Here is a 12,348-nt window from a genome sequence, read left to right as displayed (position 1 = left end):
AGGTTCTTTATCCTTTAAAAAGATAAAAATACCCATCCAGCCTATTTTATATAACAGAAATATCGCGATTTTGTTAGATATCCGAATATATTTAACATATTTCGGATTAGCGGGGATGCTTTTGTTAATTAAAACTTTTTATTTAACAAATACCAGCATTACAACCCGATTTTTGTTAATTATCCCAACATATCTAACAAAAACAAGCAAATTCTGTTAAATAAACGAAGCAAGCCACACCTTCACTCAAGTTGATGCTTTTTTCTTTTCAGATTTCATAGTAAACTATTATTAAGATGTTTGAAGGAGAAATTTGTATGAAAACTGCTTTAATTAAAATTATGATTGGTATTTTACCGACTGCTTTTTCTGCTGATGCATTAGAGCATGCTACGATAGAAGATAATAGCGATAATTCTGTTCAAATTGATAAACTAATCGAGGACTACGACGGCAACTATCCGACGATTTACAACATCGGTGAAGTGAATGTTCAAGTCGGTGATAGCTTTGATCCGCTCGCTGGTGTGTACGCAATTGATTCTAAAGATGATTTAACTTCTGACATTGAAGTATCTGGTGACGTTGATACGAATACTGAGGGTCAGTACGTATTAAATTATAAAGTAACAGCTGAAGACGGGGCATGGTATGAAAACTCTAGACTCGTTACTGTGTCACAAGAGCCGTCGACTGAACTTCCTAAGTCACCTTCAAAAAGTAAAGAAGGTCCACGCGTCACATTTAAAAACGTGAAAGACGTGACAGTTTCTCAAGGCGAGTCGTTTGATCCTAAAAAAGATATCACTGTCATCGACACAGACGGCCATGATATTACTGAAGATGTCTACATCGTTGGAGATGAAGTAAACACTGACAAGCCAGGAGAGTACTATATCGCTTATACAGTCATCGACCGCTTCGGTAAGCCGAACGCGAAAGCCATTACGGTGACTGTCGAATAAAACACTCCCGACAAAACACCACAACACAACAAATACTCAATACACAAAAAAGGGTGAGACGCATTTACTACGTCTCACCTTTTAAATTTATTTAAGAGCTTCTTCGATTGCTTTTGTGAAATCATCGAAGTCATCTGGTGTACGGCTCGTCACTAAGTTGTTGTCGACGATGACTGATTTGTCTTCCCAGTCTGCACCAGCGTTAATTAAGTCAGTTTTAACGTTTTTAACTGACGTTAAATTTCTGCCTTTTAATAATCCTGTGTCGATTAAAAACTGTGGTCCGTGGCAAATTGCAAACACTGGCTTATCTGCTTCTAAGAAATGTTTTGCAAATTTTGCTGGTCTATCTTCAGCGTCTCCACGTAAAACGTCTGGTGAGAATCCACCTGGTACGAGAAGTGCTGCGTAGTCTTCAGCATTTGCATCGGCTACTGAAACATCCGCTTCAAATTTTCCGCCTTGCTTACCTTCAACTACTTTACCTTCTGGTGATACGACTTCTACTTCGTATCCTGCTTCTAAAATTGTATCTTTTGGTACTGTGTACTCACTATCTTCTACTAAATCTGTCATTAATACTGCAACTTTTTTAGTCATAAAATAATTGCCTCCTAAATCGTTGTAGTACATATATAACCGAATTTACATACACTTAAACATTAAAACCATAAAAGATAAACCGTCGTGACTGTAATAATCATCGTAATAATCGATAGCGGAACTCCGACTTTAATATAATCGGTAAACTTATATCCCCCTGGCCCGTAGACGATTAAGTTTGTCTGGTAACCAATCGGTGTGATAAAACTACTGCTCGCAGCGATCGTAATCGCAATTACAAATCCAAGATAATGCGTGTTCATCATTTCCGCGACTTCAACAGCAATCGGGAACATAATTACAGCAGCAGCACTATTCGTAATCAGCTCTGTAAATATATTTGTAATCAGATAAAGTGCAGCGAGTAGCGCGAGTACTCCAATTGGTTTAGCGAACATTACGATATGCTCTGCGACAAACGTTGCGAGTCCACTATTCGTAATTGCTTTACCGACTCCAAATGCACTTCCTATTAACAGTATGACGTCAAACTGAATCGAAGTCATCGCATCTCTTGGAGATATAATTTTAAACACGAATAGTATAACGACCATAACAAGCATTGCCTTTAACATCGATAAAATACCAGCAACGACTAATCCGATCATAATACCGAGTAATATTAGAACACCAAATCCTTGACGTTTATTTTGCATAAACTTATCTGGCGGTGTTAAGTTACTCACGATATAAAAGTCATCGCTATACTTATTAACATCTAAAAACGATTCGTCCGCAAGTAATAGTAACGTATCCCCTGCTTTTAAGACGATATCTCCAACTTTTGAGTTGATACGTTTATTGTTACGGTGAATCGCGATAACCCCAGCTTGATAACGCGTTTTAAATCGCGATGTTTTTAGTGTCTTATTTAGAAGAATCGAACGGTGTGAAACGACCGCTTCAATCAGTACGGCCCCTTCAGTTTGAAGGTCTTCAAGCGTGAGTTCACTACCTGTTCTTAACTTTAATCCTTTGACGTCCTTTATATCTCCAATCGCGTCTAGCGTCGCACTAAATATAATACGGTCTCCAGCTTGAATATACGAATGGGCGTTCACTTCAGGGAGTGGTCTTTTATCCCTAATAATTTCAATGATATAAATCCCTTTTATCGCATGTTTTGTCACGTCAATAATCGAATGATTACAATACTCAAAGTCTTCACTTATCTCAGCTTCTGCTAAAAATTCTTTTGCCTCACTTTGAATTTTTTCAGTCGCAGTTAAATGCTCTGGCAGTAACTTGTAACCAACTGTCACGATATAAATAAGTCCGAAAATTAAAATCACAATACCGACAGGTGCAAGCTGAAAGAAACTATACCCGTCTTTACCACTAGAGATTAACAACCCGTGGATAATTAAGTTCGTCGACGTACCAATTAACGTGAGCGTACCACCGATAATCGTAATATAAGAGAGCGGGATTAAAAACTTCGACGGACTAAAGCCACGTTTTAACGCCCAGTCTTTAACAATCGGCGTGAGTGCTAATACGATCGGTGTATTATTTAAAAATCCTGACGATACACCGACTGGCGGTAAAAGTTTTAATAATGCGCCTCTTGGCGTCGTTTTATCGCCGAGTAATTTGTAGACGACTCCTTCTATAATGCCGTGCTTTTCAATCGCACTCGCGACGACAAATAATAGTAATATCGTCATTAAACCTTCGTTACTAAAACCGCTAAGTGCGTCTTCAGTCGAAATGACATTCGTCATTAAAAATATTACTAAAAATAAAAATACGACAAAGTCAGCTCGGCTTACTTCAAACAGTAATAACGTAAGCATAACAACGACCATGCCGAGTACAAACAGCATTTCTAACGTCATAGGCATCTTCCTTAAAAAGATTGATTACTTATATGATGCCGTATTTTATAAAAAAATAAACCACTTGATAAGTTTACCAAGTGGTTTAATAACACATATGTTAATTTTTAACGAATTTGTGTTTAATATTCATCAGCACTTCATATACAATCGGTACAACGATTAACGTCAGTAACGTAGACGATACGAGTCCACCGATTACTGTAATGCCGAGTGCTCTTGAAATTAATATCGATGAATCTCCACCGAAAATAAGTGGAATTAACGCACCAATCGTTGCGAGTGCTGTCATTAGAATTGGACGGACACGTGTAGATGCTGCTTCAAGTAATGCATCTCGCGTTGAAAGTCCTCTTTCTTCCATATGAATGACTCGGTCGATTAATACGATTGCATTTGTAACTACAATTCCGATCAGCATGAGTAATCCAATGAGTGCTGGTACGGATAACGTCTCACCTGAAATGAGTAATGCGATAATTACCCCTGTAATTGTAAACGGTAGACTGAAGAGAATTGAGAACGGTGCAATTCCACCGTGGAATGTTAACACGAGAACGACATATACGATAAGAATCGCGGCTAACATCGCAAGTCCAAGTTGCTGAAAGCTTTCTTCAATATCATCGTTCGTTCCACCAACTTCAACTGTAACACCGTCTTCTACTTCTAGTTTATTCACTTCTTGAATGACTTCAGATGTAACAGTACCGACGTCATTTGATAATATTTTACCGCTCACTGTCGCGTACATATCTCCGTTTAAACGTTTAATTGTATCTTGAGTATCTCCAGTTTCAATCGTAGTAAACTCACTATACTTCACGTCTTTACCGAGTGGAGATTTAATCGTATTATTTTTTAAATCGTCTTCTGTCCAGTTCTCTTTTTTATCGTGCTTTAAGATGACTTCTTGTGTTTTACCTACTTCACCGACTTCAGTCACGACTTGTTTCGGTTCGTATTGGTTTAACTCCATCGCGATTTGACCTGCAGTTAACCCGAGTTTTGCTGCCTTTTCTTGGTCAACGACGATACGATACTCTGTATACGAATCACTGACATCGGATTTGACGTTAGATAATTCTTTGTGCTCACTTAAAACAGCTTCTACTTCTTCAGATGCTGCTTTAATTTTATCGAAGTCTGTACCTTTAATTGTTACTTTGACTTCGTTAGACGCACCACCTGTTGCGACATCGATACTCGACCACGTACCTTTATGGTCAAATTGTTCGAGTTTTTCTAACACTTTTGCAGATTCTTCTTCGAAGTTCTCTGTATCAGATTTATACTCGACCATCATCGCCATATCATTCGATGCGACTGGGTTAAATGGATTATCTCCTCCAGCAGAATATTGAATGTTCGTCACGTCACTATTTTTCTTAAGTTCTTGTTCAGCCTCCTCACCATGTTTCACGACTTCTTCGATCGTTTCACCTGGTGACGGTTTATATGTGAGTGCTAAGAACTTATCTTCACCTGTTGAAATAAAGCTCGTTCCAACAAATGGTGTTAACGCTAAACTTCCAACAAAAATGACAACAAGGACGATGCTCGAAATCACTTTGTGTGATAGTGTCCACTCTAAAATCTTTCTATAGCTATCTGCGATACGGTTTTTCTTATGATGTGGTTTGACTTTCACACCTTTTCTAAAGAAGAAGTGCGCAAGCATCGGTACAATCGTGATTGCAATTAAAAGTGACGCAAGTAGTGCAAATACGACTGTTAACGCGAACGGTTTAAAGATCTGACCGACTTCACCCGTAATAAATGCAAGTGGTACGAATACGACAATCGTTACAATTGTCGACGACATAATCGGGATAAACATTTGTTTTGTCGCAGCTGTAATCAGTTCACGACCCTGCAACGTTTCATCCTCTTTCGTAAGTCTTCGGTATATGTTTTCTATAACGACGATCGAGTCATCGATGACACGCCCAATTGCGACAGTCATTGCACCGAGTGTCATGATGTTAATCGAAACGTCGAGTTGTTTTAAAATAACAAATGCCATTAAAATCGACATTGGAATCGACACGACAGAAATTAACGTCGACTTAAAGTCTCTTAAGAAGAGTAAAATAACGATTACTGCAAAAGCTGCTCCGAGGAGTGCTTTTTCGAACATCGTTTTAATTGAATCTTCAATCGGCTTTGCTTGGTCCATCATTAAAACTGCGTCGATATCTTTGTTATCTTTTAAAAACGTATCGACTGTTTCTTTAATTTCATTCGCAACTGCTACTGTGTTCGCATCGTTAGATTTTACAACTTGTATCGCAAGCGAGTCTTTACCATTTGTTTTAGAAATAGACTCTCTTTCTGATACCGTATTAATTTCTGCAACGTCTTTTAATTTAACTGTTTTCAGTCCTGCATCTAACGCTTTTTGTTCCATTTCTTTTTGGAATTCTTCACGCTCAGCGTCACTCATTGCAGCAAGTTTCATTTTCGTTTCATCGTCAATTTCAGGTGCTTCAGGTTCTCCAGCTGGTATGTTTAACTCTTTTAACTCCTCTACCGTATTAAAACGACCATCGATTAAAATAGAACGGAGTTCATCGTCAAACGTATATAATCCGAGCGGGAAATCATTTGACGTTCCCGAAATAAATTGTAAGACATCATCTTCTTTTAAATCATGCTTTTTTAATGCTGCTTCATCGAAAGAAAGCTCGACTCTTTCGATTTGTTGACCTGAAAATGACGCACTTGATACGCCTTCGACTCCTTCAATTTCAGGTATTAAATCTTCTTCTAAACGCTGTGTTAAATCTTTAAGATCATTGTCTTTTTCGGTAAATGAATAACTGATAATTGGGAATGTATACATCGAAATCGTATCTATACTAGATGACTCCACACCGTCTGGTAAATCTAATTCATCAATTATCGTTTCGACTTCGTCAGTCGCCTTATCCATATCCGTACCGTAATCATAAATCACAGTGATTGCAGACGCATTTTGCAGCGACTGACTTTGAATATCTTCGACACCTTCCATCGATTTTACACGTGACTCTATTTTTTCTGTCACGTCATTTAATACCGTCTCTGGCGTCGCACCTGGATACGGTGTTGTGATTGTCAGCACTGGCGAGTCGATGTCCGGTAACATTTCCATCTTCATTTTTGAAGCGGAATACACTCCACCAAGCGTGATGATAATCGTCATTAATACGATCGCGAGTTTGTTTTTAATCGAGAAATCTACAATTCTTTTTACCACATTTGCACCTCTTTATTTATTTCAATATGTATTTCTAATTGATAAAAAGCCAAAGGGCAACGTTACGATATCCCCTTGGCAAATGTTAGTCTTCATTCGTCGGTATCAATTCACCTTCAACGACTGCTTTAATTGTCGGCTCTAAAAATTCGATGACGTCTCTAAACGGTATTTCTACTTTTGGTGTTCCCATCGCACCACTTCCGATTTCGTTTTGATCATAGTGGAACTGTACGACGTCTCCTTTAAAGTCAACATTCGAAAACGTCTTTGAAATATCCATCGTTCGATCTTCTAATTTTTTCGCGTCATAATACGGTGCATACGCCGGATTATCACGAATCGCCTGATCTAATCGTTTAAATAACGCCTCTCGTGATGATTGACCGATGTTAAACAAGTTGTCGCTTATAACCGCTTCACCACTCGCGGTATTCACTACAAGTACACCGTGAATCGAGTATTCCGTATCTTTAGAAAGCTTAACAACTCTCGTAATGTTAAACATGTAAATATCGCCTCTAACATCATGTGCGTTAAAAACAATCTTTAACGATGAATCCATATGCTCATCATCATCTTTAACAATATCTATGAAATCATCGAACTCCTTATTACGTGCACCTTCGATCTTTTTATCGATACGTTCCACACCAAAATGTGGGTAGTGAATTTCAACGTTATAATCATTCGCAACAAATTTCAAGTCATCAAAATCTTGATTATTTGAATGTTCCTTATATACAACACCATGTTTTAACTTAACAGGCTCATTCGTACTCGAACATCCAGCAAGAATAAAAGCAAAAATCATGAACAGTGAAAAGAGGCCAAAACGCTTCATATAAATGCCTCCAATGTTGTTTATATTATAATTGTAGCAAAGCCACGATGAAATTAAAAAGAATATCGACTCATGTTTTTAGTAATTGTTTGGTCATTTTTGAATTCACAAATAATATAGTGTAAAATTTTAGTAAATCATCGAAATAAATAAGTGGAAGGTGTTATTTATGATTTACGCTGGTATATTAGCTGGAGGAATTGGATCAAGAATGGGGAATGTTCCTCTCCCAAAACAATTTTTAGATTTAAATGATAAACCAATTATTATCCATACAGTGGAGAAGTTTATTTTAGAAAATGATTTTAATAAAATTATTATTGCAACTCCTGAAAAATGGATCGGACATACAAATGATATTCTCTCTAAACATAATATCAACTCAGATAAAGTAATCGTAATAAAAGGTGGAGAAGATCGTAATGAAACGATTATGAACATCTTAGACTACATCGATGAACATCACGGTACAAATGATGACGATATTATCGTAACTCATGATGCGGTAAGACCATTTTTAACACATCGCATTATTAAAGAAAATATTCAATTAGCAAAAGAATATGGTGCTGTAGACACGGTTATAAGTGCGATTGATACCATAGTGACTTCAACAGATGGTAAAACAATTTCAAGCATCCCTGTCAGAGATCATATGTATCAAGGTCAAACTCCACAATCTTTTAACATAAAGTTATTAAAAGAAAAATACAGTTCACTTTCAGAAGAACAGAAAAACATTTTAACTGATGCTTGTAAAATTATTGTCGAACAAGGTGGAGAAGTTCGCTTAGTAGACGGTGAATTATTTAACATTAAAGTCACAACACCATACGACTTAAAAGTTGCGAATTCAATTATTAAGGGTGGTATAGCAGATGATTAATCAAATTTATCAGTTAGTATCTCCTAGACAGTTTGAAGTAACTTATACAAATAAAGATATTAACTCAAATAAAGTGGTTGTAAGACCAACATATTTATCTATATGTGCTGCAGACCAACGTTATTACACAGGTACACGTGGCGAACAAGCAATGAGAGAAAAGCTACCAATGGCTTTAATTCATGAAGGTGTTGGAGAAGTTGTTTATGATAGTAAGGGGCAATTTAAAGTCGGCACAAAAGTATTAATGGTCCCTAACACTCCAACAGAAGTGGATGAAGTAATTGCAGAAAACTACTTAAAATCTAGCAAGTTCAGATCTAGTGGTTATGACGGTTTTATGCAAGACTATGTCTTTTTAGATCACGATCGTGCTATTGTTTTACCTGACGAAATGGACTTCAGTACTGTTTCTTATTCTGAATTAGTTTCAGTAAGCATACACGCAATCGATCGCTTTAAAAGAAAATCTATTTCAAATACATCAAGTTTCGGAATTTGGGGAGATGGCAACCTTGGTTATATAACTGCCATTTTACTCAGAAAAATATATCCCGATGCTAAAATTTACGTGTTCGGGAAAACGGAGTATAAGTTAAGCTACTTTTCATTTGTCGACAAGACTTTTTATATAGATGAAATCCCTGAGGATTTAACTTTTGATCATGCATTTGAATGCGTCGGAGGACGTGGTAGTCAAAGCGCAATTGATCAAATCATTGATCATATAAATCCTGAAGGCTCAATAGCATTGTTAGGTGTTAGTGAGCATCCTGTCGAAATAAATACAAGAATGGTATTAGAACGTGGACTTACACTCATCGGTAGTAGTCGTAGTGGTGCAAAAGACTTTCAAGCAGTTGCTGATATTTATCGACAGCATCCAGATATTGTAGATAAACTATCATTATTAAAAGGAAAAGAATTTACAGTTCGCACAATTGATGACGTTACAGCTGCTTTTGAAGCAGATCTATCAACATCATGGGGTAAAACAGTCATGAAATGGGAAATCTAAATTAACGAGGTATAAACATGAAAGAACGCAAGGTTGTAATTGAAAATATTAGATGGGAACGCGTGCAATTCTTTATAGAAGGACGCTTCTTAGATGGAGATTTTTCATCTCCAGAATTCTATTTAAGAAATCTAGATGAATCGAAAGTAATGACTGCCAATGAGGTCAACATCGAGGGGGATAAGTTCTCTGCACGATTTTCTTTATCTAACATAAATAATGGTAATTACTTACCAGAAGATGATTATTTAATAGTCGTTGAAGATGAATATACGTACATTGCTCAAACTTCAGAGACACTTCTAGATGCTTCAAAACTTGAACTGACAAATGACGAACAAGAAACATTAAATGAGATTATAGAATTAGGCGATGAGAATACTATTCATAATTTTGTCTTATCATATTATGGAAAAGAGTTTAAACGAAGTGGAACTTCAAAAAGTACAGTTTATACTGTAACTCCAATGTTATCTACAGAAGTCAACGAGTTCTTACTTTCAATATCTTTTAAACAACCAAAAGAAAAATTGGATTTCTATGAAGCAACAATGAAAAGTATTCGTAGAAATTATAATAAAACATCATTCTCAATCAGGGATTTTATATTCCATCTCATCTTTAACTGGTCAAAATATAGAAACAAAAATAATACGAAAGATGTATTATTTACATCAGACTCAAGAGCAGAAATGTCTGGAAATTTCGAATATATTTTTAGAGAGATGATTCGACAAGATAAAGATAAGGAGTATAATATTCACCAACAATTTAAACGCCATATAACGGATCGAAGAAACTTTTTTGACAAGTTTAAATTCCCCTACCTACTGGGTAAATCTAAATACATCTTTGTGGATGACTTTCATCCAATGATATATAGAGTCAATTTTAGAAAAGATCAGGAAATCATCCAAGTATGGCATGCGGTCGGTACATTTAAAACATTTGGCTATAGTAGAGTTGGTAAATCAGGTGGTAATTTCTTTAATACGCGTTCTCATAGAAACTATACAAAAGTATATGTTTCCGCAGAGAATGATATTCCATATTATGCTGAAGCATTTGGTATTAAAGAATCTAATGTCATTCCAACTGGAGTTCCAAGAACGGACATATTCTTTAATGATAAATATGAGAAAAAAGTAACGAAGGAATTATATTCTATTTACCCACAAATTAAAGATAAACAAGTGATTCTTTTTGCACCTACTTTTAGAGGTAATGGTCATAATTCTGCTTATTATCCGTTCTTTAAAATAGATTTCGCAAAATTAGCGAAATACTGTGAAGAATCAAACTCAGTCGTACTGTTTAAAATGCATCCATTTGTAAGAAACAAACTAAAATTCCCTATGAAATACAATAAGTATTTCATCGATATATCAAGCTACAGGGAAGTAAATAACATTTTATTTATTACAGACATTTTAATCAGTGATTATTCGTCATTAGTATATGAGTTCTCTTTATTCAAGAAGCCAATGCTGTTTTATGCATATGACTTAGAAGATTACGTTTCTAAAAGAGACTTTTACGAAACTTATACAGACTTCGTACCAGGAAAAATTGTACAAGATTTCGATGAGCTGATTACATCTCTATATAACAAAGATTTCGAGGAAGAAAAAATTACTAACTTTATAAATAAACACTTCAAATATACAGATGGTCGATCAAGTGAGCGTCTTGTTAATGACGTGTTTAATAAAGAAAAGTAATGACACCTCATACCCTAAAGCTATCAAGGAGATCTTATGAAAAAAGTTAGTTTCTGTATTCCTGTATACAATCGAGTAAATAAAATTGACAAATGCATTCTATCATTAATCAACCAGACTGAGCCTGAAGAAAATTATGAAATTATAGTTGTTGATGACTGTTCTACAGATGGAACATTCGAAAAAGTTAAAAGCATTTTTGAAGAAGAAGAATTCAAAAACTATAAGCTGTTAAAACTTGATGAGAACTCTGGTAATGCTAGTATTCCAAGAAACACAGCAGCTGAACACGCTGAAGGAGAATATTTGTTTTTTGTAGATTCTGATGACTTTGTTGCAAAAGAGCTAGTAACTCACCTATATGATTTTGCTAAAACAAACAATTCAGATATCATCTACCCTAAGTATGTGAAAGGCAATGAAGATAACATCAAAGGTAACGTACCGAGATCATTTGCCAAGCATGGATCATTAGGTAATGCAGATATTATCGAGAATAATATGCTAACTGCCTTATCCGTACTTAAAGCTTTTAAAAGATCAGAGTGGGATCGGTTAAATTTAAAATTTGACAAAGATGTCTTGATTGGCGAAGACATGCTCGTGACAGCACGATTTCTTTTTAACACAAAAGTTCATAGTATATTAGCTGATCAGCCTTATTATTATATCGTACATCATACAGATGACCGGTTAACCTCAAGTAAGCAGTCTAAAAACAGGACGTTTGAAAATTATAAAGAAATCTTAAATATAATTTATGATGGTGAACTTGGTGACCAAGAGTTTAAAGATCGTGCTGCTGCTGCTTTTGTAGATAGAATAATGAATTTTGGTATTGGAAACACACTTAATTATTTAATCCATATCCATAAGACAAAAGTCCACAATGACTGGCTAGAACTGTTTGCTGACTTGTTCAATAGCTCTTTCCCAGAAAGGGCCGAAGAATATGTAAACGATCGCTTTTATAACCGATTAAGGGCTTATCGTCAAAAAGATGGTAATGCTGTACTATTAGCGTATAAAGCTGAATTGCAACAATTAAAAATAGATGAATTAGAAAGAAAAATAAATGCATTAACAAAAAAAGATAATTCATTTATAAACCGAAACAAAAAGAGAGTAAAACGTAAATTAAAAAGCGTCGCAAAAAAAGTGTATTATAAAATAAAATAATAAATGCCCTTCTGTATATTTTCTTAAATTTCAAGTTTAAGTTAGCCACTTGA

9 protein-coding genes are annotated in these 12,348 nt (G+C 35.7%); 5 read left to right on the top strand and 4 right to left on the bottom strand.

The window, feature by feature from the left end; all coding sequences use genetic code 11:
* Window positions 1-317 precede the first annotated feature (317 nt).
* The gene (locus HMPREF2767_RS04075; RefSeq protein WP_070622700.1) at window positions 318-965 is read left to right on the top strand and encodes an immunoglobulin-like domain-containing protein; all 648 of its coding nucleotides are present in this window, start codon (window positions 318-320) and stop codon (window positions 963-965) included.
* Between the two features lie 87 nt (window positions 966-1,052).
* Here the strand turns inward: HMPREF2767_RS04075 and HMPREF2767_RS04070 are convergent, their stop codons facing one another.
* The 4 genes from HMPREF2767_RS04070 to HMPREF2767_RS04055 all read right to left on the bottom strand — a co-directional run bounded on the left by HMPREF2767_RS04070 (window position 1,053) and on the right by HMPREF2767_RS04055 (window position 7,491).
* The gene (locus HMPREF2767_RS04070; protein ID WP_068127980.1) at window positions 1,053-1,565 is read right to left on the bottom strand and encodes a type 1 glutamine amidotransferase domain-containing protein; all 513 of its coding nucleotides are present in this window, start codon (window positions 1,563-1,565) and stop codon (window positions 1,053-1,055) included.
* A 62-nt stretch (window positions 1,566-1,627) separates the two neighbouring features.
* Window positions 1,628-3,406, bottom strand: a complete 1,779-nt coding sequence (locus tag HMPREF2767_RS04065; RefSeq protein ID WP_070622699.1) for an SLC13 family permease — start codon at window positions 3,404-3,406, stop codon at window positions 1,628-1,630.
* Between the two features lie 100 nt (window positions 3,407-3,506).
* Window positions 3,507-6,647, bottom strand: coding sequence for an efflux RND transporter permease subunit (locus HMPREF2767_RS04060; protein WP_070622698.1), 3,141 nt, complete (start codon window positions 6,645-6,647; stop codon window positions 3,507-3,509).
* Between the two features lie 85 nt (window positions 6,648-6,732).
* Window positions 6,733-7,491: an RsiV family protein gene (locus HMPREF2767_RS04055; protein ID WP_070622697.1), complete on the bottom strand. Its 759-nt coding sequence runs from the start codon at window positions 7,489-7,491 to the stop codon at window positions 6,733-6,735.
* Window positions 7,492-7,660: 169 nt separating this feature from the next.
* On the opposite strand from HMPREF2767_RS04055, the gene HMPREF2767_RS04050 reads away from it, so the two are divergent.
* The 4 genes from HMPREF2767_RS04050 to HMPREF2767_RS04035 are packed head-to-tail and all read left to right on the top strand — an operon-like array spanning window position 7,661 to window position 12,295.
* A complete protein-coding gene (locus tag HMPREF2767_RS04050) occupies window positions 7,661-8,377 on the top strand; it encodes a D-ribitol-5-phosphate cytidylyltransferase (RefSeq protein WP_068127968.1) in 717 nt (238 codons plus the stop codon).
* Window positions 8,370-9,395 (top strand): ribitol-5-phosphate dehydrogenase, encoded by a 1,026-nt coding sequence (locus HMPREF2767_RS04045; protein WP_068127965.1) that lies wholly within the window; start codon window positions 8,370-8,372, stop codon window positions 9,393-9,395. Before HMPREF2767_RS04050 ends, HMPREF2767_RS04045 begins: the two co-directional genes overlap by 8 nt.
* Before the next feature lie 17 nt (window positions 9,396-9,412).
* Window positions 9,413-11,116, top strand: coding sequence for a CDP-glycerol glycerophosphotransferase family protein (locus HMPREF2767_RS04040; RefSeq protein WP_068127962.1), 1,704 nt, complete (start codon window positions 9,413-9,415; stop codon window positions 11,114-11,116).
* Window positions 11,117-11,152: 36 nt separating this feature from the next.
* Window positions 11,153-12,295 carry a glycosyltransferase family 2 protein gene (locus tag HMPREF2767_RS04035; protein WP_068127960.1) on the top strand — a complete coding sequence of 381 codons (1,143 nt, stop codon included), beginning with the start codon at window positions 11,153-11,155 and terminating at the stop codon, window positions 12,293-12,295.
* Window positions 12,296-12,348 lie beyond the last annotated feature (53 nt).

The organism is Nosocomiicoccus sp. HMSC067E10, from assembly GCF_001810835.1.
Classification (GTDB): domain Bacteria; phylum Bacillota; class Bacilli; order Staphylococcales; family Salinicoccaceae; genus Nosocomiicoccus; species Nosocomiicoccus ampullae_A.
The sequence above is the reverse complement of the archived record's forward strand: the minus strand, read 5'-3'. Positions and strand labels throughout refer to the sequence as shown.

What these genes read in the sequence shown, in the direction of transcription:
- HMPREF2767_RS04040 (WP_068127962.1), top strand. Translation starts at nt 9,413, where the DNA reads ATGAAAGAACGCAAGGTTGTAATTGAAAATATTAGATGGGAACGCGTG.
- HMPREF2767_RS04050 (WP_068127968.1), top strand. Translation starts at nt 7,661, where the DNA reads ATGATTTACGCTGGTATATTAGCTGGAGGAATTGGATCAAGAATGGGG.
- HMPREF2767_RS04045 (WP_068127965.1), top strand. Translation starts at nt 8,370, where the DNA reads ATGATTAATCAAATTTATCAGTTAGTATCTCCTAGACAGTTTGAAGTA.
- HMPREF2767_RS04070 (WP_068127980.1), bottom strand. Translation starts at nt 1,565, where the DNA reads ATGACTAAAAAAGTTGCAGTATTAATGACAGATTTAGTAGAAGATAGT.
- HMPREF2767_RS04075 (WP_070622700.1), top strand. Translation starts at nt 318, where the DNA reads ATGAAAACTGCTTTAATTAAAATTATGATTGGTATTTTACCGACTGCT.
- HMPREF2767_RS04035 (WP_068127960.1), top strand. Translation starts at nt 11,153, where the DNA reads ATGAAAAAAGTTAGTTTCTGTATTCCTGTATACAATCGAGTAAATAAA.
- HMPREF2767_RS04055 (WP_070622697.1), bottom strand. Translation starts at nt 7,491, where the DNA reads ATGAAGCGTTTTGGCCTCTTTTCACTGTTCATGATTTTTGCTTTTATT.
- HMPREF2767_RS04065 (WP_070622699.1), bottom strand. Translation starts at nt 3,406, where the DNA reads ATGACGTTAGAAATGCTGTTTGTACTCGGCATGGTCGTTGTTATGCTT.